At 59.5% G+C, this 19,972-nt stretch carries 25 protein-coding genes; 16 read left to right on the forward strand and 9 right to left on the reverse strand.

Features of this window, described 5'->3' with window-relative positions:
- Positions 1 to 132: 132 nt before the first annotated feature.
- Genes M2401_RS05650 through M2401_RS05680 form a run of 7 tightly spaced genes read left to right on the forward strand, consistent with a single transcriptional unit; the run spans position 133 to position 3,871 of the window.
- Positions 133 to 726 (forward strand): hypothetical protein, encoded by a 594-nt coding sequence (locus M2401_RS05650; protein WP_259100588.1) that lies wholly within the window; start codon positions 133 to 135, stop codon positions 724 to 726.
- Between the two features lie 9 nt (positions 727 to 735).
- Positions 736 to 1,020: a phage antirepressor KilAC domain-containing protein gene (locus M2401_RS05655; protein WP_259100590.1), complete on the forward strand. Its 285-nt coding sequence runs from the start codon at positions 736 to 738 to the stop codon at positions 1,018 to 1,020.
- A gap of 25 nt (positions 1,021 to 1,045) precedes the next feature.
- Positions 1,046 to 1,186, forward strand: a complete 141-nt coding sequence (locus tag M2401_RS05660) for a hypothetical protein (RefSeq protein ID WP_259100591.1) — start codon at positions 1,046 to 1,048, stop codon at positions 1,184 to 1,186.
- On the forward strand, positions 1,176 to 1,502 hold the full coding sequence (locus M2401_RS05665; protein ID WP_259100592.1) for a pyocin activator PrtN family protein: 327 nt from the start codon (positions 1,176 to 1,178) through the stop codon (positions 1,500 to 1,502). The genes M2401_RS05660 and M2401_RS05665 overlap by 11 nt, the downstream gene beginning before the upstream one ends.
- Before the next feature lie 52 nt (positions 1,503 to 1,554).
- On the forward strand, positions 1,555 to 1,962 hold the full coding sequence (locus M2401_RS05670; RefSeq protein WP_259100593.1) for a hypothetical protein: 408 nt from the start codon (positions 1,555 to 1,557) through the stop codon (positions 1,960 to 1,962).
- Positions 1,959 to 3,599 (forward strand): DNA cytosine methyltransferase, encoded by a 1,641-nt coding sequence (locus M2401_RS05675; protein WP_259100594.1) that lies wholly within the window; start codon positions 1,959 to 1,961, stop codon positions 3,597 to 3,599. The genes M2401_RS05670 and M2401_RS05675 overlap by 4 nt, the downstream gene beginning before the upstream one ends.
- Positions 3,596 to 3,871, forward strand: a complete 276-nt coding sequence (locus M2401_RS05680; RefSeq protein WP_259100595.1) for a pyocin activator PrtN family protein — start codon at positions 3,596 to 3,598, stop codon at positions 3,869 to 3,871. The genes M2401_RS05675 and M2401_RS05680 overlap by 4 nt, the downstream gene beginning before the upstream one ends.
- Here the strand turns inward: M2401_RS05680 and M2401_RS05685 are convergent, their stop codons facing one another.
- Positions 3,872 to 4,996, reverse strand: coding sequence for a tyrosine-type recombinase/integrase (locus M2401_RS05685; RefSeq protein ID WP_259100596.1), 1,125 nt, complete (start codon positions 4,994 to 4,996; stop codon positions 3,872 to 3,874).
- Between the two features lie 103 nt (positions 4,997 to 5,099).
- On the opposite strand from M2401_RS05685, the gene dusA reads away from it, so the two are divergent.
- Positions 5,100 to 6,110, forward strand: a complete 1,011-nt coding sequence (gene dusA / locus M2401_RS05690; protein WP_259100597.1) for a tRNA dihydrouridine(20/20a) synthase DusA — start codon at positions 5,100 to 5,102, stop codon at positions 6,108 to 6,110.
- Positions 6,111 to 6,260: 150 nt separating this feature from the next.
- Positions 6,261 to 7,193, forward strand: coding sequence for a transaldolase (gene tal / locus M2401_RS05695; protein WP_259100598.1), 933 nt, complete (start codon positions 6,261 to 6,263; stop codon positions 7,191 to 7,193).
- Positions 7,194 to 7,313: 120 nt separating this feature from the next.
- On the opposite strand, the gene rssC is transcribed toward tal, so the two are convergent.
- Positions 7,314 to 7,799, reverse strand: coding sequence for an anti-sigma factor antagonist RssC (gene rssC, locus M2401_RS05700; RefSeq protein WP_259100600.1), 486 nt, complete (start codon positions 7,797 to 7,799; stop codon positions 7,314 to 7,316).
- Positions 7,799 to 8,980 carry a two-component system response regulator RssB gene (rssB, locus tag M2401_RS05705; RefSeq protein WP_259100603.1) on the reverse strand — a complete coding sequence of 394 codons (1,182 nt, stop codon included), beginning with the start codon at positions 8,978 to 8,980 and terminating at the stop codon, positions 7,799 to 7,801. Before rssB ends, rssC begins: the two co-directional genes overlap by 1 nt.
- 260 nt (positions 8,981 to 9,240) lie before the next feature.
- On the opposite strand from rssB, the gene M2401_RS05710 reads away from it, so the two are divergent.
- Positions 9,241 to 9,540 (forward strand): PilZ domain-containing protein, encoded by a 300-nt coding sequence (locus tag M2401_RS05710; RefSeq protein ID WP_259100605.1) that lies wholly within the window; start codon positions 9,241 to 9,243, stop codon positions 9,538 to 9,540.
- A gap of 75 nt (positions 9,541 to 9,615) precedes the next feature.
- Here the strand turns inward: M2401_RS05710 and M2401_RS05715 are convergent, their stop codons facing one another.
- Positions 9,616 to 10,317, reverse strand: coding sequence for a VacJ family lipoprotein (locus tag M2401_RS05715; protein ID WP_259100607.1), 702 nt, complete (start codon positions 10,315 to 10,317; stop codon positions 9,616 to 9,618).
- Between the two features lie 212 nt (positions 10,318 to 10,529).
- Between M2401_RS05715 and M2401_RS05720 the strand changes: the two genes are divergently transcribed.
- Together M2401_RS05720 and M2401_RS05725 are read left to right on the forward strand one after the other, a co-directional pair.
- Positions 10,530 to 11,165 (forward strand): HAD family phosphatase, encoded by a 636-nt coding sequence (locus M2401_RS05720; protein WP_259100609.1) that lies wholly within the window; start codon positions 10,530 to 10,532, stop codon positions 11,163 to 11,165.
- Positions 11,166 to 11,278: 113 nt separating this feature from the next.
- A complete protein-coding gene (locus M2401_RS05725; RefSeq protein WP_259100611.1) occupies positions 11,279 to 11,542 on the forward strand; it encodes a DUF4404 family protein in 264 nt (87 codons plus the stop codon).
- Between the two features lie 104 nt (positions 11,543 to 11,646).
- Here the strand turns inward: M2401_RS05725 and queF are convergent, their stop codons facing one another.
- Positions 11,647 to 12,477: an NADPH-dependent 7-cyano-7-deazaguanine reductase QueF gene (gene queF, locus M2401_RS05730; RefSeq protein ID WP_259100612.1), complete on the reverse strand. Its 831-nt coding sequence runs from the start codon at positions 12,475 to 12,477 to the stop codon at positions 11,647 to 11,649.
- 46 nt (positions 12,478 to 12,523) lie between these two features.
- The gene (locus M2401_RS05735) at positions 12,524 to 13,039 is read right to left on the reverse strand and encodes a cupredoxin family protein (RefSeq protein WP_259100613.1); all 516 of its coding nucleotides are present in this window, start codon (positions 13,037 to 13,039) and stop codon (positions 12,524 to 12,526) included.
- A gap of 151 nt (positions 13,040 to 13,190) precedes the next feature.
- Here M2401_RS05735 and M2401_RS05740 point away from each other — a divergent pair, with 151 nt between their 5' ends.
- Both M2401_RS05740 and M2401_RS05745 read left to right on the forward strand, forming a co-directional pair.
- A complete protein-coding gene (locus tag M2401_RS05740; protein ID WP_259100614.1) occupies positions 13,191 to 13,871 on the forward strand; it encodes a heavy metal response regulator transcription factor in 681 nt (226 codons plus the stop codon).
- On the forward strand, positions 13,871 to 15,223 hold the full coding sequence (locus tag M2401_RS05745) for a heavy metal sensor histidine kinase (RefSeq protein ID WP_310504113.1): 1,353 nt from the start codon (positions 13,871 to 13,873) through the stop codon (positions 15,221 to 15,223). The genes M2401_RS05740 and M2401_RS05745 overlap by 1 nt, the downstream gene beginning before the upstream one ends.
- Before the next feature lie 17 nt (positions 15,224 to 15,240).
- On the opposite strand, the gene M2401_RS05750 is transcribed toward M2401_RS05745, so the two are convergent.
- From M2401_RS05750 to M2401_RS05760, 3 genes are all read right to left on the reverse strand, one after another.
- A complete protein-coding gene (locus M2401_RS05750) occupies positions 15,241 to 16,485 on the reverse strand; it encodes a lipoprotein-releasing ABC transporter permease subunit (protein WP_259100616.1) in 1,245 nt (414 codons plus the stop codon).
- Between the two features lie 74 nt (positions 16,486 to 16,559).
- Positions 16,560 to 17,243 carry a lipoprotein-releasing ABC transporter ATP-binding protein LolD gene (gene lolD / locus M2401_RS05755; protein WP_259100617.1) on the reverse strand — a complete coding sequence of 228 codons (684 nt, stop codon included), beginning with the start codon at positions 17,241 to 17,243 and terminating at the stop codon, positions 16,560 to 16,562.
- A gap of 7 nt (positions 17,244 to 17,250) precedes the next feature.
- Positions 17,251 to 18,501 (reverse strand): lipoprotein-releasing ABC transporter permease subunit, encoded by a 1,251-nt coding sequence (locus tag M2401_RS05760; protein ID WP_259100618.1) that lies wholly within the window; start codon positions 18,499 to 18,501, stop codon positions 17,251 to 17,253.
- A 102-nt stretch (positions 18,502 to 18,603) separates the two neighbouring features.
- On the opposite strand from M2401_RS05760, the gene M2401_RS05765 reads away from it, so the two are divergent.
- Complete coding sequence (locus tag M2401_RS05765) at positions 18,604 to 19,191, forward strand: PilZ domain-containing protein (protein WP_259100619.1); 588 nt, start codon at positions 18,604 to 18,606, stop codon at positions 19,189 to 19,191.
- 49 nt (positions 19,192 to 19,240) lie between these two features.
- Entirely contained in the window at positions 19,241 to 19,963 is a 723-nt protein-coding gene (locus M2401_RS05770; protein ID WP_259100620.1) for a glycerophosphodiester phosphodiesterase, read from the forward strand.
- The last annotated feature ends 9 nt before the right edge of the window (positions 19,964 to 19,972 follow it).

Below are 19,972 nucleotides of genomic sequence, written 5' to 3' on the forward strand. Positions count from 1 at the left end.
TCACAACCCGAACCTGATCAAGCAGCTGCAGCACACCACCCGCAGTTCGGTCATCTTTCGCGACGGCCAACCGATACTTGTTCCAAAGCCATCACGCTGCGCCTCCCCTAGCAAAAACGGAGGGCAGGCCGCATGAATCTCTGGTTTGTCGAAAAGCAGTCCCTCCCGTTATTCAAGGCTCAGGCCAATCTCAATGGCACCTTCAACCACAAGTGTTTTTCTCTGCAGGCTGCAGAGAAAATCCCTTACCAGCTCACTGTCGAGCGTGCCGCCAACGCGACAACCTTCACCGTCGAGATGCAGGGTCAGCGGCACAGCACGACCTTGAAGAAACAGCCCAAACGCATCGAAATGCTGTTGGCGGCTTTTGTCGAAAACGTTGCCAACGGGCGTATAGATCCTTGCGATCAGTCGCCTCCTACCCTCACCACAAAGCGCAAGCAGGCTGCAGAAAAGGTCCCTGGCGAACACGTGCGCAAACTGCGCACGCTGATCACCAATGGCGGTTTCGGCAGCCTTGATCTGGGTATGGGTCGACCCATTCTCATAGCGTTGCACCGCACTCGCTCCAGACAGGGCGTCACGGCGATAGTGGGTTCGGGTGAACATCCCATGCATACCCAGTGCTTCACCGTGTATGGCGTGGACAGCTACGTGTTTGACCTGGTGCTGGAGTCCATCGGGCATCTGATCAGCAGCAATGCTTCTGCAGAGCATGCGGCGTAGGGGGCTCAGATGGATAGATCGCTCGCCCAGACAGCCACTTACCTTGGCCTCGGTCGACAGCAACTGATCACGCAGATGCGTGCCAAGCGATTGCTTAATGACCGCAACCTGCCCGCCTACCCCACTCGCGACCGCGCTTACCTGATCGTCAAGGAAGGCCGTTGGTATCACCCGGAACTCGGCCTGCAGTACAGCCAGTCCACTCGGGTGCGGCAGGCAGGCATGCCCTGGCTCGCCGAACAGCTTGGCATTGATCTGCCGCCACCACCGGCAGACCACCGAGATGTGGCCTAGGGAATTCGCTCGCCAGATTGTTGCAATGAAGACCCGAGAGCAGCGCAACGCCGCGCTGCTTGAGGTGCCGGAGCATCTGCGCGAACTGGTGAAGCGCCACTGCCTGAACGCCTGGAACCACCCCGCAAGGAAGAAACGCAAGGAGAGCCAACCCCGTGAGCAATAACAACCAGGCACCACTGCGCCTGCTGCCCGCCCCGGAGCCGGTCACCATCGAGCTGCTGTATCGCACCTTCGGTGATGTGCTGATCCCCCTGGACAAGCTGCGCGTGCAGTACTTCCGCAACCTCAACGAGCACTCGTTTATCGCCGAACTCAATAGCGGCCGTATTCAGTTGCCCATCACCACACTGGACACCAGCCGAAAGGCACCCAAATACGTGCACATCCGCCATGTCGCCGCGCTGATCGACATTCGCGCCTATCGCGCCGACGAAACCATGGCCCAGCTGCACCCCGAAACCACGGAGCAAGACCACTGACCGCGAACGCTGCCACCACCAGCCAAGCGAAGTAAACCCAAGGAGCACACCTATGGAAACGCATCAAATCTACAGCCTTGTTTCTCTGATCCTAGCCAGCGCATTGCTGTACTGGATCGGCTACCTGTGTGGCCGAAGCGACGGACGAATCCAGGGCCGACATGCTGAACAGGCCGCACACGAGCAAGCCGTTAAGCGACTGAAAGAGGCGCTGGGTAACGCCCGCCGCCTCAACTGGCGTATGCGGGGACATTGTGAAACCGTCGACGCCCGATCTCGCATGGGCGAGGAAGAGCGCAAGACCTTGCTGCAGGTCGCGGCCAAGCTGACAGTTGCTGCGGAAACATTCCGCGCTCTGCCAGCCGATCAATCCCAGGTCGACGCCACCATTACCCTGCGCAACAAGACCTTGATCATTGCCAGCCTGTTGGCTCCCATTGAAATGGGGGATGCCGCATGAGCCAGGTTCAGTTGAAGCAGATCCGGGCTCATGACGCTTATGGGGTACACGCTGCACAACAAAGGCCGCGCAGTGCCGCTACCCGGGGTGAACTGCTGCCCCTTACGACCCGCTTGCCCGCGCAGCTTGTTCTGGGAAGCAAAGCCGCTGCCGCGTTACCTCACAACACCTACCGGACACATCAGCAACTGCCGATGAATTTCGAGGGCCTGCTGATCGATAACTTTGCAGGTGGTGGCGGTGCATCGACCGGTATCGAAATGGGTCTGGGGCGCCCGGTGGATGTCGCCGTAAACCACGCGATGGACGCCATCGCCATGCACGCCACCAATCACCCACGCACCCGTCATTACTGTGAGTCCGTATGGATGATGGACCCGCGTGAAATAGCCAACGGATTACCGGTTGATCTGTGCTGGTTCAGCCCCGACTGCAAGCACTTCAGCAAGGCCAAGGGCAGCAAGCCTGTGAGCAAACTGATTCGCGGTCTGGCCTGGGTCGCATTGCGCTACGCCGCGACTATCAAACCGAGAGTGATCATGCTGGAGAACGTCGAGGAGTTTGTGACCTGGGGACCTCTAGGCCAGGACGGCCGGCCGGTGCCCGCACAGAAAGGCCGTACGTTCAGAAGCTTCGTGAACGCGCTGCAGCGACAAGGGTACGCCGTGGACTGGGCCGAACTACGTGCCTGTGATTACAGAGCTGCCACCACCCGTAAACGGCTGTTCATGATCAACCGTTGCGATCACATGCCCATCGTCTGGCCAGCACCCACCCACGGTCATCCCGACAGCGACGCAGTAAAGCAGGGACGACTCAAACCCTGGCGTACTGCAGGTGACATCATCGACTGGTCGATCCCATTCCGCTCAATCTTCGCACCGCGCAAGAAACCCATTGCCGAGAAAACGCTGCAGCGTATTGCCCGTGGCTTGAAGCGCTACGTGCTCGAGTCACCGAAACCCTACATCGTCAAACACAAGGCTGTCTTCATCACCGAGCATGCCAATGGCAGCAGCCAGCGCAATATGCCCGCCGACGAGCCCCTGCGCACCATCTGCGCCGAGGTAAAAGGCGGCCACTTCGCTCTGGTGACCGCATTCCTCGCCAAACACTACGGCGGCAACTACAGCGGCCCGGGCAGCAGCCTGGATAACCCGCCGCCTACCGTCACTACCATCGACCATAACGCCTTGGTGACTGCTCATATCCAGCGAGACTTTGGCAACAGCATCGGCCACTCCGCTAATGAACCCTTGCACACCGTGACCGCAGGCGGTGGCGGCAAGGCGGCTCTGGTCCAGGCCTTCCTGATCAAGTACTACGGCCAGATCAGCGGCCAGTCCCTGCACGACCCGCTGCACACCATCACCACCCATGACCGCATGGGACTGGTGATGATCAAAGGCGAGCCGTGGCGGATTGCCGATATCGGCATGCGCATGCTTGAGCCCCATGAGCTGTACGCGGCCCAGGGCTTTCCGGCCGACTACATACATGACCGGTTGGCAGACGGGACCAGGCTCAGCAAGAAGGCACAGGTGCGAATGGTGGGGAATAGCGTTTGCCCGCCAGTGGCTGCGGCACTCGTAAGGGCGAATATTGCGCAGGATGATGTTGGGGAGGTCGCGGCATGAACACAGCCTTTGTCCTGATGGCCCAATACAACGGCCAGGCCGTCATCCCGCTTGCCAGCGTCTGCAAAGACTACTTTTCACACCTGACGCCGGAGATGTTCCAGCGCAAGGTGCTGGCAGGTCAGATCAAGATCCCGATCACCCGTCTGGAACCAAGCCAGAAGAGCGCTAAAGGGATTCACATAACGGACTTGGCTGCATACCTCGACGCTCGGCGCGAGGATGCAATCAAGGAATGCAACCAGCTCAACGGTATGCGTCGAGCTGGCTGATCACTTCAGGGTGAGGGCGCCCAGCTTAACGGGCGCCTTCACTACTTTATCCAGCCACGACCAATCCGCGTAGATATCGCCATTTCCTCTCAGGTGCGTGTACCGCCGGAGCGAATTCCAGTCACGGTGGCCGGATACACTGGCCACCCGAGGGATATCCCAATTCATTTCAAACAATCGACTTACCCCTTCATGACGAAGGTCATGGAAGTGCAAATCTTCAATAGCCAGAAATTGGCAGGCCCGTGTCCAAGAGGTCGACGTTGATTCAGCGCTATAGGGAAAGATCTGCTTGCACTTCTTCGGCATGCTTTTGAGTATCGCCCAAGCTTCCGGCGGCAAATGACACCACACGTCATTGCCGATTTTCTGGCCTGGGTTCTTCATATCCCGCACCAGAACACGGCATCCGACTTCATCCAGGTCCGCCCAGCGGATCCGCGTTATCTCCTCCTGGCGACGGGTAGAGAACAGGGCAAAGGCTGTCATTTTGAGCATATTGATTGAGGTAGGTCGGCGAGACTGGATGCCTTGAAAATGCGTGAGTAGCCTGTCGAGCTCGTCGAGTGTGGGGCGCCGATCACGTTCGCGGCTGTGCATGTTGTAGCCCATCTTCTTGAGCACCCGCCTGGCGTCGGGCATGGCGAGGGGATCAATCAGGTATCCCCACGCTGGGCGCGCGATGGCCAAAACCGAGCCAAGATGCGCCAGGTCATTCCCCATTGTCTGGGGCTGGACCTTGCCGCCCTCCTCACTCATTCGCCATATGGCGTAATCGACCAGGCGCTGACAGGTAATATCCTGGTCGGCCACGCTCCCCAGCTCGGTGCCCTTGATTGCGGTCAAAGTGGCTCGCTTGGTTCTGCCCAGCGGCCGCACCTTCTCCATTTCAATCAGATACCGATCAATCATTTCCTTGATCGTGGAGCCTTTGCGGTTCGCTCGCTCGACACCGCCAGGCTGAGCAAGCTCCGCTTCACGTTGTGTAATCCAGCCCTTGGCCGCCTGTTTTCGGGCGAAGGTCTGGCTCTCTTGATAGACTTGCTGTCCGTCGCGGTGAATTCGAATCTGTGCCGTATAGCTGATCGTTCCATCAGCACGTTTTCTGGGTCTAATCGTTGCCATTTTGAAATTGGTACACGTCCGTTGTGGGTTGGTACATTGTACCAACCACCCTCAAAAAACGTCCGAAATCGCCCTAAAAAGTGGTACAAACACGTTGACCAATATGTTACCAAATATCGCCTCCAGCCCAGACAGTACAAGGCTTTCAGTGTCTCGACGGTTCTCCGTTGCACCCATGATGGATTGGACGGACCGTCACTGCCGCTTCTTCCTGCGTCTGCTCTCCAAGCACACCCTGCTCTACACCGAGATGGTCACCACCGGTGCGCTGCTCAATGGCGATAGCGAGCGTTTTCTGCGTTATCACCAGGATGAGCACCCGCTGGCGTTGCAGTTGGGTGGCAGTGTGCCGGAGGATTTGGCGGCGTGTGCGCGGATGGCGCAGGATGTCGGGTATGACGAGGTCAACCTGAATGTCGGTTGCCCCAGCGACCGGGTGCAGAACAATATGATCGGCGCGGTATTGATGGGGCATCCTCAGGTGGTAGCTGATTGTGTCAAGGCCATGCGCGATGCGGTGTCGATCCCGGTCACGGTCAAGCATCGCATCGGCATCAACGGTCGGGACAGTTATGAGCAGTTGTGCGAGTTCGTCGGCACGGTGCACGAGGCCGGTTGCACGAGTTTTACCGTGCATGCGCGGATTGCCATTCTTGAGGGGCTGTCGCCCAAGGAGAATCGCGATATTCCGCCGTTGCGCTACGATGTAGTCGCGCGTCTGAAGGCGGACTTCCCGGACCTGGAGATCATTCTCAATGGCGGGATCAAGACCCTGGAGCAATGCCACGAGCACTTGAAGGTGTTCGACGGTGTGATGCTCGGGCGCGAGGCTTATCACAATCCGTATCTGCTGGCCGAGGTCGATCAGCAGCTGTTTGGCAGTTCGGCACCGGTGATTTCCCGGGCCGAGGCGCTGTCGGCATTGCGGCCCTATATCGCCGAGCATTTGCGCACAGGCGGCGCCATGCATCACATCACCCGTCATGTGCTGGGGTTGGGCACGGGCTTCCCTGGCGCGCGGCGTTTCCGTCAGTTGCTGTCGGTGGATATCCACAAGACCGACGACCCTCTCGGTCTGTTGGATCAGGCGGCGCAACTGCTCGAAGGCCGGTGAAGGGAACAAGTTGCGAGCACGGGGCTCCAACCCTGTCTGCGTTTGCGCAAAAGCGCGCCACGAGAATCAGTTATGCCGTTGTCGGTTTCAGCCTTGAGCGACCGATAACGCTGGGGTAATGTCACTCAACCTATAGGACAGAGCACGCTCATGACTTCCAAGCTGGAACAACTCAAACAATTCACCACGGTTGTCGCAGATACTGGCGATTTCGCTGCCATCGAGAAGATCAAACCCGTCGATGCGACGACCAACCCGTCCCTGCTGCTTAAGGCGGCGTCCAGCGAAAGCAACGCCGAACGCCTGAAAGCCGCGTTCGCCGGCAGCAAGGGCGATATCGGCCTGGCTTGCGACCGTTTCGGTGTAGCCATCGGCCAGGAAATCCTCAAGGTCGTGCCGGGCCGTGTTTCCACTGAAGTGGATGCCCGCCTGTCGTTCGACGAAGAAGCCTGCTACGCCCGCGCCAACCGCTTGGTCGGCCTGTACGACGAAGCCGGTATCGGTCGCGAGCGCATCCTGATCAAGCTGGCCTCGACCTGGGAAGGCATCCGTGCCGCCGAGCGTCTGGAAAAAGACGGTATCCAGACCAACCTGACCCTACTGTTCTCCTTCGCCCAGGCCGTAGCCTGCGCCGAAGCCGGCGTGTTCCTCATCTCACCCTTCGTCGGTCGTATCTACGACTGGTACAAGAAGGCCGAGGGCAAGGACTATGTAGGCGCTGAAGATCCGGGCGTACAGTCGGTCACCCGCATCTACAACTACTACAAGAAAAATGACTACAAGACCGTGGTCATGGGCGCCAGCTTCCGTAATCTGAGCCAGATCGAAGAACTGGCCGGTTGCGATCGCCTGACCATCAGCCCAGACCTGTTGCACAAGCTGGCCGAAGACACTGGAACCCTGCAGCGCAAACTGACTCCAGGCACCACCGGTGAAGCCAAGGCGGCGCAGAAGCTCACAGAGAGCCAGTTCCGCTGGGCCTCGAACGAGGACGCCATGGCCACCGAGAAACTGGCTGAAGGCATCCGTCAGTTCGCCCGTGACCAGGAAAAACTCGAAGCGCTGCTTTCCGCAAAGGCTTGAGTGCATAACAAAAAGGGCGGCACCTTTGCGGGTGCCGCCCTTTTTTGTGCCTGTTGATCTGGCATCCATCCATAACATGATCATGATCGGCAGCTGCTACAGGTAACGCGCAGAGCTGTTCTAGCGCTGCCCTTCCAGAGCATTGACCAGATCATGAAACGCCTCACGATTGGAGTCGTTCAGGCCCATGAGGATTTTATGCGCTTCCAGTACCTTGGCCTTGACCACGTCTTCGCACTGGTCCTGGGACGGCAGGTCCGTCAGGCACTCTGGGCGCGGGATCGGTCGATCGACGATGTTGAACACCTGATCGAAGCCCATGGACTGCAACAGTCGCGTGATGTCTTCGTGGGTGGTGACAACGGTGGGCAGCAGCCCGACCTTCTGACGAGACAAAATGGAGAGCTTGGCCAGCAGGCCAAGGGTTGTGCTGTCAATGCTGCGGGTTTCGGTCAAATCGATCACCACGGTCGAAAAATTCAACGCGGTGAAGATTCGCTCGATAGTCGCATCCAAAGCCGAGCACAGTGTCAGACGTACTTCACCCACGAACTTCAGGACAAAGGTGCCTTCCTGCTCGGCAAACTGGATTCTACCGGTACTCATTAAAGGTTCCTGCTCAACACTAACAAGGCGATATCATCCGGCATCTCCCCTAGCGTGGCCAATCCAAAAATCTCACGCAGACCATCCAGGCTGCCGCCCGCCGTTTTCACCAGTTCAGGCAAAATGGCTTCTTTCTCTTTGAGTGTATCACCGGGCAAAAGATCCAGAATGCCATCTGAGAGTAATGTCAGACTAAAGGACTCAGGCAAGTCCAGTACATGATCCTGGTAAGTCGCTTCGTTGAACAGCCCCACCGGCAGGCCACGGCCTTCAAGGTAACGGGATTCACCCGGAGTGTACAGAACCGGTAGTGGCAAATGGCCGCCAACCGCATAGGTCAACTTGCCGCTTTCCTCGTCAATGACCCCACCGACCATGGTCACATGCTTGCCCAGCTTGCAGCTGATCAGGCCACGGTTGATATGCCCCAGCACTTCTGAAGGCTGGAACTCCGGCAAGGTGCCCCCGCGCCTGGATTCAAACAGCAGGCGCGTGGTCATGAACTTCAACAGCACGGTAATGAACGCTGAAGAAGCACCATGCCCGGACACGTCCGCCAGATAGAAAGCCACGCGGCGTTCGTCTACACGGAAGTAGTCGACGAAATCGCCGGACAAATACAGCGACGGAATGATCTCGTGGGCGAACTGAAACTCGTCGATGCTCCACGGGCTGGTCGGCAGCATGTTCATCTGCACCTGACGACCGGCGTCCTGGTCTTCCTGCAACAGGTGCAGGCTGGCTTCCAGCTCACGGTTGGCCGTTTCCAGCTTTTTGCGGTACTGCTGGTTCTCGACCAGCAAGCGCGCACGATCCAACGCCCGACGAACCGAGTGCTCGAGCACTGCGAGGTCTTCCAGGGGTTTGATCAGGTAATCGGCAGCACCCAGGCGCAAGGCTTCGACCGCATCGTTCATGACACCGGCACCGGAAACGACGATAACCGGCGTTTCCGGGGCGATTTCAGTCACCTGACGAATCAGCTCAAGCCCGCCCATTTGCGGCATGCGCAGGTCGCAGATCACTAGATCCGGCTTTTCCTGCGTGAATATCTGTACGCCCTGGATGCCGTTGCTGGCCTGCAGGACGTCGAAGCCACTGTCTTCCAAATAGGCGGCGAGACTCGCGCGCACCACTTCGTCGTCATCGATTATCAGTAGCGTGGCACTGGTTTTTTGCATGTGGGCAAACGGCGCCAGAGTAGGTTGGCGTAGACGGCCGACCGTCTACTGGATTCGCTTCTAGCCTCTCGGTCACTTCGGGGATCGTACTTTGGATCCCATTGCGTCGAAGTTTCAGAGGTGCCCTTCAAGGCGCAGACGGTACTCCCATCCGCCGGGCGTTTCAAGCATGCGGCTACCCTAGCCCTGTGTCTTTACATCGCAAATCGCCGGGAGTTATAAGAACCCATAAATCAGCAATGAAAAGTGAAGGACGCATCATGAGCTCCAATGATCGCAACTACGAAGAAAAACGAGATTACATCCGTATGCGCGTTGATGCCGACATCAACCTGCTGTATGCAGGCCAGATCATTCCTGCCGTATGCATTGATCTATCGAGCTCGGGCATGCAGGTTCAGGCGCCCAAGGCGTTCAAGGTCGGCGACAAGGTCAGCGTGCGTATCGACTCCGACCACCCGGCATTACGTGGTCTGGAAGCCGATACTGAAGTCGTCTGGCTCACTGACGACGGCGCAGGTGCACAGAAACTGGGCCTGAATATTCTCGCCATGAAGTGAGGGAAAGCGGAACGGGTTCACAATTTCTGACAAAAAAAGGCGACCCTCGGGTCGCCTTTTTTATGCCATCACGACTCAGAAATCGTCTTTGACGTTGCCGTCCTGAACCTTGAACTCACGGTTCTGCAAATAGGCATTGCGGATGAAGATGTATTTGTCGCCGGTGATCAGGCGCTCAGCCGACAGCAGGCTGGCACGAGTATCCACCAAATTGATGCCGAACATCGTGTTGCGGGCCGACATGTCGTTCATGTACGGGTACGGACCGGTGTAGCTGTCCGGGTACTTGGCAACCGCGTCACGCACGGTGCTTGGGCCCAGCAGCGGCAATACTACGTAAGGACCGCTCGGCACGCCCCAGCGACCCAGGGTCTGGCCGAAGTCTTCGTCACTGCGCTGCAGGCCCATCTTGGTGCCCACGTCGATAAAGCCCAGCAGACCGAAAGTGGTGTTGAAAATCAGGCGTGCAGTATCAACACCAGCCGCCGCCGGCTTGCCCTGCAGGACGTTGTTGGCGAGGTTTTTTACATCGCCGATGTTCTGGAAGAAGTTGTGTACGCTGTCCTCCACGAATTGCGGGGTGATGTACTGGTAGCCCTGGGCAATGGGTTTCAGGGCGTAGGTGTCGACGGTGTCGTTGAAGCGGAAGATCAGGCGGTTGGCGCCTTCCCATGGATCTTCGTCTGCAGCCTGGGCGGCCAGGGGAACCAGCGCTACTGCTGCGCAAAAGCTCAGTTGCGCAAGACGATTGAAAAAGCCTGCACCGGTCAAGGGCATAGCCGACACTCCTAGTTATCAGTACGAAGCGAGCGCCATGCCCCTTCAAGTTGCCGCGAAGTATAAAGCCTTCTGCGAGTAATTAGGCAGACTAGCGCAAGCTCAAGCCTGTCAATTGAACAAACCGCGTTTAAATATCTGACTTGCCGTGGTCACGCCACTGTCATCCAGGTCCCGTAGCGTGCAGAGGTATTTTTTTCCAAGAGATGACCATGCTCGCACCTGCCGCCGCTCCCCTGCCCGCTTTCACCGCGCTGCTTTTCGGCCTGAGCGGTTGCCTGGTCGACTTTGGCGCACAGGCAGCACGGCAGATTATCAAAGCAACACCCGGGCAACCGCCCCGGGAGCTGCAATCCCAGGCCGAAGCCACACCCGGCGCGTTGAATGCGTTGCAAGGTTTGAGCCGCCAGCAGATTCCCTGCGCCTGGCTGGATGAGCTGCCTGAGTCGGTAACCCAAACCTTGGCCGCACCTTTGCCGATCTGGATCAAGGCCGCCCCCCCGGCCCGCAACCCTTGGCCCGCGCCGGATGCCTGCTGGCAGGCGCTGATTGAACTCAAGGTGGCGCAACTGGATGGCTGCGTGCTCATCAGCGGTGACCCACGCCTGCTGCAATCAGGGCTCAACGCCGGTCTCTGGACCATTGGCCTGGCGTCCTGCGGGCCCTTGTGCGGGCTGTCGCCGGAGCGGTGGCAGGCCCTGCCCCAGAGTGAACGCGAACACCTGCGCGGCCAGGCTACGGTGCAGCTGTACAAGCTCGGTGTGCACTCGGTGATCGATCACCTGGGCGAACTGGAATACTGCCTGAGCGATATCGCCCTGCGCCGCAGCAAGGGCGAAAAGCCCTGATTGCTGATCAACATCATGCGCTCGCCCCCGGAGTGGATTAGTCTTAACCCCTGTATGGACTTTTCGCCTCAGGCCAAGGTCCATGGATTGACTGATCATTGAAGGAGCACCGCATGTCTGCCCGCGAACTACAAGACCAACTCAACGCTTTAAGCGAGCAACTGGATCAAAATCCGCCACTTTCCGAAGAAGAACGCCAAAACCTGCTGACCCTGATGGCTCAGATCAAATCGGAAATCGAACTGGAAGCGGCCACCAAGGAGTCCAACCTGGTCGATCAAGTCAATCTGGTCATCGAACGCCTTGAGGTAGAACACCCGGCCATCGCCGGCGCCTTGCGCAATATCGTGATGACTCTGGGCAATATCGGCGTCTAGGCCGCATCTGTGGGAGCGACGCTTGCCCGCGAAGCAAACCTGAAACACCGCACCAAGGCCTTCGCGGGCAAGCCTCGCTCCAACGAACACACCTCTGTCAGTGCTTACTGCCGCGCCAACCGGCGGTTATCCACCACCAGCGCTTCGGTGCTGCGATAGGGGTTGATATCTAGCCCGCCACGGCGCACGTAGCGCGCATACACCGTCAGTTTCTCCGGTTTGAGCAGACGTTGCAGGTCGAGAAAGATCCGCTCCACACACTGCTCATGAAAATCCGAGTGCTGGCGGAAGCTGACGATATAGGCCAGGAGGCTGGCGTGATCCAATACCGCGCCGCGGTACTCCACCGCCACACTGCCCCAATCTGGCTGACTGGTCACCGGGCAGTTGGATTTGAGCAGGTGACTGTGCAGGCTTTCTTCGACAATCCGTGAGTCATCACAGCGCAACAGCTCAGGCTGCGGCCGATCATAGCTGCTGACCTGAATATCCAGTTCATCGATACAGGCACCCGGCATTGCCGCCACGCCCTCAGCCTCGATATCGGCCAGGTCGCGAATCCGCACGCTCACTGGCTTGGCTGCGGCGGCGGACAGGTCCGCCTCCAGCGTCGCCTGCAAGGCCGCGCGATCGGCAAACACCGTCTGGTTCAAGGAGTTGAGGTACAGCTTGAAGGACTTGGACTCGATGATATTCGGCGAGTCTGCCGGGATGCTGAACTCACCGATAGCCACCACCGGCTTGCCCGACGGCAGCAGCCAGGACAGCTCATAGCAGTTCCAGAAATCGACACCCTGATACGGCAGGGTCTGCGCCGTCAGGCCCAGTTCAGCCCATTTCGCGGCGCGCGCAATGGGGAACAGCAGGGACGGCGTGTAAGTGGCGATGTATTCACTGGATTTGCCCAGCGGCGAGTGTTCGGCTGCGGGATGCATACGGGACCTGGATTGCAACGAAATAGACCGCGCAGTTTATAGCCTTCTAGTCATCAATTGTCAGCCGCCCGACCATCCCCGCCTGATAATGCCCCGGAATATTGCAGGCGAACTCAAGATTGGCGGCCTTGGCGAAGGTCCAGGTCAGCTCGGCGGTCTTGCCCGGCTCGACAAATACGCTATTGGGGTCGTCATGTTTCATACCGGGCATATCGCCATGCCCGCTATCCATGTGCTGCATACCGGTGGGCGTCAACATGCCGCTTTGCACCATCTTGAGCATTTCCTGTTGGTGATGGGCGTGCATCGCCGCGTCACCCAGGTTGAACTCATGCAACAACTGCCCCTTGTTGACCAATACGAAACGCACGGTCTCGCCCGCCTTGACCTCAACCGCCTTGGGTTCGAAATACATGTCGCCCAGGGTCAGCTCGATGGTACGGGTGGCCTGGCTGGCCGGCGCGGCATGGCCGAACGCAAAGCCAGTGGCTGATGAAGCCAGGGACGGCAGGCTGACAGACAACAACCCAGCGACCAACATGGCGCATGCAAGCAATCTCATGGTTTTTCTCCAAATGAGCGACAATCATGGCCTGAGATTAATAGCCGGGGACTGGCAGTCACCTGACGGCGAGATTACAACTTTGTCAGCTTGACGCCTTGCCTGCGCTGTCCGCGTATAAAGCCCCATTGCGACCAGCCACGAGTCATCCATGAAATTACTGATCGTCGAAGATCAAGCCAAGACCGGCCACTACCTGCATCAGGGCCTGAGTGAAGCCGGTTTCAGCACCGAACTGGCCAGCGACGGCATCACCGGCCAGCACATGGCCCTGACCGGCGACTATGCCCTGCTGATTCTCGATGTCATGCTGCCCGGGCGCGACGGCTGGCAGATTCTTCAGGCTGTGCGCAGCGCTGGGCTGGACACACCGGTGCTGTTCCTGACCGCCCGGGATGCCGTGGAAGACCGGGTTCGCGGCCTGGAACTGGGCGCCGACGACTACCTGGTCAAGCCGTTTGCCTTTTCGGAACTGCTGGCCAGGGTCCGCAGCCTGTTGCGCCGGGGCAGCAGCGCCCCGCAGGAAACCAGCCTGCAACTGGCCGACCTGCGCCTGGATCTGTTGCGCAGGCGTGTCGAACGCAGCGGCAAGCGCATCGACCTGACCGCCAAGGAGTTCAACCTGCTGGAGCTGTTGCTGCGCCGTCAGGGTGAGGTGCTGCCCAAGTCTCTTATTGCCTCACAAGTGTGGGACATGAATTTCGACAGCGACACCAATGTGATCGAAGTGGCGATCCGCCGCCTGCGCCTGAAGATCGATGACGATTTCAGCAACAAACTGATCCACACCGTACGCGGCATGGGTTATGTCCTCGAAGAACGCCCGGCATGATCGCCCGCCTGTCCCTCGGTAGCCGCCTGGCCCTGCTGTTCGCCGCCGCTACTGCGGTGGTCTCGCTGCTGGCCGGGGTACTGTTCAATCAGGCCAGCGAAGCCCATTTCATCGAACTCGATCAGCAACTGCTCGACAGCAAGCTGGCAATCCTGCGTCCGCTGCTGCAAGACGTGCATACCGCAGCGGACTTCGCCCAGCGCCAACCACGCATAGAGCACGAACTCAGCCGCCAGCCGGACCTGGCCCTGCGGGTCAATGGCGCCGATGGCACGCTATGGTTCGATAGCTCTTCCAACCCGCCGCGCAGCCTGTCCAGCCACTCCGGCCTGCATACGTTCATGAGCGCCGAGGTGGCCTACCGCACCTATAACGTGCCCCTGCAAGCGGACGCGGCCGACTCCCCGCAACTGACGCTGCTGCTGGATATCACCCATCACCAGCACTTCCTGCAACGCATGCAGCAGTTGATCTGGCTGACCGTCGGCCTGTCGGCACTGGCCACCGCCCTGCTCGGGGTCTGGGCGACCCGTAGCGCCCTGCGGCCGTTGCGGCAGATGAGTGAGATTGCCGCCAGTGTCTCGGCCAGCTCCTTGACCACGCGCCTGCCCGATAACGAAATGCCCAGTGAACTCGCCGAACTGACCCAGGCCTTTAACGCCATGCTGGCCCGCCTGGACGATGCCTTTCAGCGGCTCTCGGCGTTTTCCGCCGATATCGCCCATGAGCTGCGTACGCCGCTGTCGAATCTGCTGACCCACACCCAGGTGATTCTGACCCGGCCACGGGCCGTGGAGGATTATCGCGAGGCGCTGCTGGGCAATCTGGAAGAGCTGCAAGGCATGGCGCAGATGGTCAATGACATGCTCTATCTGGCCAAGGCCGATCACGGCCTGCTCACCCCGGCGCGGCAGAGCCTGCACCTGGCAGACGAAGCCGATGCCTTGCTGGAGTTTTTCGCGCCGCTGGCCGAAGAGGCTCAAGTTCAGTTGCTAAGAGAGGGACAGGCTACGTTGCAGGGCGACCGCACCATGCTGCGCCGGGCGCTATCCAATCTGCTGGATAACGCCCTGCGCTTCACCCCGTCGGGAGGTTCGGTGACAATGAAGATGGCGCAGACGGCCAAAGGGGTGGAGTTGAGCATCAGCAACGACGGCTCGACCATCGCACCGGAGATCCTGCCGCGCCTGTTCGACCGCTTTTATCGGGCCGATCCGGCGCGCCAGGAAGGCACTGAACATGCCGGTCTGGGCCTGGCGATTACTCAGTCGATCATTCGTGCCCACGGCGGCAGCATTCGCTGCGAGTCCGCGGTGGGCACTACGCGCTTCCTGATCGAGCTTCCTGCCTGAGCAAAACCGCCGCGTGATTACTCGTAGCGCAGTGCGTGCGCCGGCTCGATCTGCGCAGCACGCCAGGCCGGATAAAGCGTGGCGAGGAAGCTGAGGATAAAGCCGGCGCTGCAGATCAGTACCACGTCGCCGGTTTGCAGGTCCGACGGCAGGTTGCTGATGAAGTACACATCAGAGGTAAAGATGTGCTGGCCGCTGACTCGCTCGACCCAGGCCACCATCGCACTGACGTTGATTGCCGCAATTACCCCGAGAATGCCACCGATCAAGGTGCCGATCACACCGATCACCGTGCCCTGCACCATGAAGATGGTCATGATCTGCCGAGGCGTGGCGCCGATGGTGCGCAGGATGGCGATATCCGCGCCCTTGTCGTTCACCACCATAATCAGCGTTGCGATGATATTGAACGCCGCCACCGCGACAATCATGAGCAACAGCAGGCCGATCATGGTTTTTTCCATTTTCATCGCACTGAACAGGCTGCCCTGGGTGTGGGTCCAGTCATCGGCACGATAATCGGCGCCCAGCCCCGTGGCGATGGCTGACGACACCTGAGGCGCGGCGTACAGGTCTTTCAGCGCCAGACGCACGCCCTGCACCTGATTGGCCTGCCAGTGCTGGATTTCGGCGGCATCGGCGACGTTGACCAGGCCCATGGAGCCATCCAGCTCGGCGCCGACCCGGAAGATCCCGACCACGGTCAGGCGTTGCAGGCGCGGGGTGATACCGCCGGGTGCAGCGCTCAACTCGGGCACGATCAGGGTCAGCTTGTCGCCGACATTGAGGCGGAAACGCCGCGCGGTGATTTCCCCCAGCACCACGCCGAACTCGCCGGGACGCAAGTCCTGCAGGCGGCCCTGGACGATGTGCTGGGTGACGATGGACACTTGGCTTTCCAGGGCCGGGTCGATGCCATTGATCTGAATCGGCTGCATCGCGCCCTTGTAGGAGAGCATGCCGTCCATCTCGGTGAAGGGCACCGCCGCCGTCACTTCCGGGTTCTTCATGGCCGCAGCGGCTACCGGTTTCCAGTCGTCGACCGGCTTGACACCGGCGATGACCGCGTGGGGCACCATGCCGAGGATTCGCGAACTCATTTCCTGCTGGAAACCGTTCATCACCGACAACACCACGATCATCGCCAGCACACCCAGTGCCAGGCCGATCATCGAGGTCATCGAAATGAACGAAATAAAGTGATTGCGACGCTTGGCGCGGGTGTAGCGCGTACCAATGAATATCGCTAACGGTCTGAACATTCGTGAAGCCCGTGAAAAAAGCACCGTGAAAAAAAGGACAGCCCCGGCGCGGATAGCACGCCGGGCAAAGGCAATCAGGCCGCGACCAGACGCCCGTCTTCCAGACGCAACACGCGATCCATCTGCGTGGCCAGGTTCATATCGTGGGTCACCACCAGAAACGCCGTGCGCGAGGACGTGCTCAGCTCAAGCATCAAGTCCTGAATGCCCTGGGCGGTATGGTGGTCGAGGTTACCCGTAGGCTCGTCGAGCATCACCAGCCCCGGCTGGTTGACCAGCGCCCGGGCGATCGCCACGCGCTGACGCTCACCACCGGACAGCTCCGATGGCTTGTGCGCCAGGCGATGACCGAGGCCAACCCGCTCCAGCAGGGCCGTGGCCCGCTTGCGCGCCTCAGGGATCGCCGTGCGGCCGATCAACAGCGGCATGCACACGTTTTCCAGGGCGGTGAACTCAGGCAACAAATGGTGGAACTGGTAGACGAAGCCCAGCGCGCGGTTGCGCAGCAGGCCACGGGCTTTTTCGCCCAGGGCCGAAAGTTCTTCGCCGGCCAGCCAGACGCTGCCCTGGGACGGCGTGTCGAGGCCGCCGAGCAGGTTGAGCAAAGTACTTTTACCCGAGCCCGAACTGCCGACAATCGCCACGCGCTCGCCTGGATGCAGTTCCAGCTGCAGGCCGGACAACACCACTACTGACTCCGGGCCTTCCTCATAGGATTTGCCCAGGTTGCGGCAACTCAGAACTGCTTTATCACTCATGCCCGACTCACTCATAACGTAACGCCTCTGCCGGCTGGGTGCGCGCCGCACGCCAGGCGGGGTACAGGGTGGCGAGGAAACTCAGGATCAAGGCGGCGCCACAAACCATCAACACGTCCTGGGCCATCAGTTGCGACGGCAGATAGTCGATGAAGTACACGTCCGCATTGAGAAACTTGTGGCCGATGGCCTTTTCCAGCAGGGCAATCGCCGCGCTGACATTAAGGGCGGCAAAGATGCCGATGACCGCGCCGATCAGGGTGCCGACCACGCCAATCACTGTGCCCTGCACCATGAAAATTGCCATGATCTGACCCGGCGTCGAGCCCAGGGTGCGCAGGATGGCGATATCGCCCTTCTTGTCGTTGACCACCATGACCAGGGTCGAAATGATGTTGAACGCCGCTACGGCCACGATCAGCAGCAGCAACAGGCCGATCATGGATTTCTCCATGCCGATGGCCTGGTACAGGTTGCCGTGGGTGCGGGTCCAGTCACGGGCGTAGTAATTGTGCTCGCCCAGGCGCTGGGCGATTTCCCAGGAAACCCGTGGCGCATCGAACAGGTTCTGGAATTTCAGGCGCACGCCCTGAACCTGGTCCGGCTTCCAGCGCTTCATCAGGGCCAGGTCGCTGAGGTTGGTGATGCCCAGGTAACCATCCAGCTCACCGGCGCCGACATGGAAGATACCGACCACGGTAAAGCGCTTCATGCGCGGGAACATCCCGCCCGGTGTGACGGTGACTTCCGGCGCGACGAAGGTCACCTTGTCGCCCAGCACCACGCCCAGCTTGTTCGCGGCCTTGTCGCCCAGGACTACGCCGAACTCGCCGGGGGCCAGGTCATCGAGCTTCCCCTGCTGCATGAAGTTATCGATGATCGAAACTTTACGCTCCTGCACAGGGTCGATGGCATTAAGGAGGATCTTCTGCACCTTGCCATTGTTGGTCAGCAAACCCTGCATCTGGGTGAAAGGCGCGATCGCCTCGACCTGTGGGGTCTGCTTGATCTTGGCGGCCAAGGCCTGCCAGTCGTTGATCGGCTCGCCGGCCTCGATGGTGGCGTGGGGCACCATGCCCAGGACGCGGGTACGCATTTCATGATCGAAACCATTCATGACCGATAACACGACTATCATCACCACTACACCGAGGGCGAGGCCGATCATGGAAGTCAAGGAAATGAAAGATACGAAATGGTTACGGCGTTTTGCACGGGTATAACGCGTGCCAATGAATACAAAAAGAGGTCTGAACATGTGGTGGCTTGTTCGAGGGAATGGGAAAGTCCTTGTAGCAGGTCCAATCGTAGCGCTTTAAACTCAAAACACTCTGACCACCGCCGCCACCATGGGTTCACCATGTCGACATTAGATGAAGAAGAACGCCGCGAATACTACCGTATCGAGGATAGTGTCGCACTGGAAATTCACCTGCTGACGGATGAAGAAGCACAGGATCCGAGCCAGGTGCAGAGCCGTTCGATCATGTTTGATCTGCTCAGCGAATTGCACATCAGCGAGTTCGAATCCCAGCACCTGCTGCGTCAGCTGGATGAGCGCGACAGGGTCATGAACAGCTTCCTCAAGGCCCTGAGCAAGCGTATCGACCTGCTCAGCAAAGTCATGGCGCAGACCATCATGGGCCATATCGGTGCACCGCAGCCGGTGATCATTTCCGAAGGCGGCCTGCAGTTTCGCTCGCCGGTCCTGTTGCCGGTCGATGGCCTGCTGTCGCTCAAGATGGTGCTCATGCCCCAGGCGTCGGGCCTGATGGTGCAGGCCAAGGTCATTCGCTGCTCGCGCAGACCTGATGGCGGCTTTGATGTCGGCACCGATTTCATCGACCTGCCCGACACCCAGCGCCAACTGCTCGCCCGGCATATTCTGCAACGCCAGGCCCAGGCGCGCCGCGAGGCACTGGAAAAAGAAAAACCGCAACCCGATTGAATCGACCAGATTGTGCACAACCGGCGCCTCACCGCCTCCAGGAGTAAATGTGACCCTTATCTACGGCCACCGCGGCGCCAAAGGCGAAGCCCCCGAAAACACCCTCACTAGCTTTCAGGAGTGTCTCAAGCACGGCGTACGACGTTGCGAGCTGGACCTGCACCTGTCTCGCGACGGCGAGCTGATGGTGATCCACGACCCGACCCTCAAGCGCACCACCGACCGCCGTGGCAAGGTGGTCGAGCACCTGGGCGCCGATCTGGTGACCTATGACGCACGCAAAGGCGGGCCGGGCTGGGTCAACAGCTGCCCGATTCCGCGCCTGGAAGAGCTGTTCGAAAAGTGCGATTTCGAGCACTGGCAGCTGGAAGTCAAAAGCGCCTCGCGCACCCGTGCCGCCACCACCGTCCTGGCCATCCGCGAAATGGTTCAGCGCCATGGTTTGCTGGACAAGGTAACCATCACTTCGAGCTCGCGGGAAGTGCTACGCGCCGCCCAGGAGCTGACCCCGGATATCTCCCGTGGCCTGGTGGCGGAATATGCCTGGCTGGACCCGCTGAAAGTTGCGCAGAACTACGGTTGCGAGATTCTGGCGTTGAACTGGACGCTGTGCACCCCGGAGCGCTTGAAGAAAGCACAGAATCAGGGCCTGCATGTGTCGGTATGGACAGTCAACGAGCCCGCGCTGATGCGCAGGCTCGCCGACTTCGGCGTAGACAGCCTGATTACAGACTTTCCCGGTTTGGCCACTTCCACCCTCGGGAATCGCTGAAATCGGTCT

It is taken from the genome of Pseudomonas sp. JUb42 (genome assembly GCF_024807945.1).
GTDB lineage: Bacteria > Pseudomonadota > Gammaproteobacteria > Pseudomonadales > Pseudomonadaceae > Aquipseudomonas.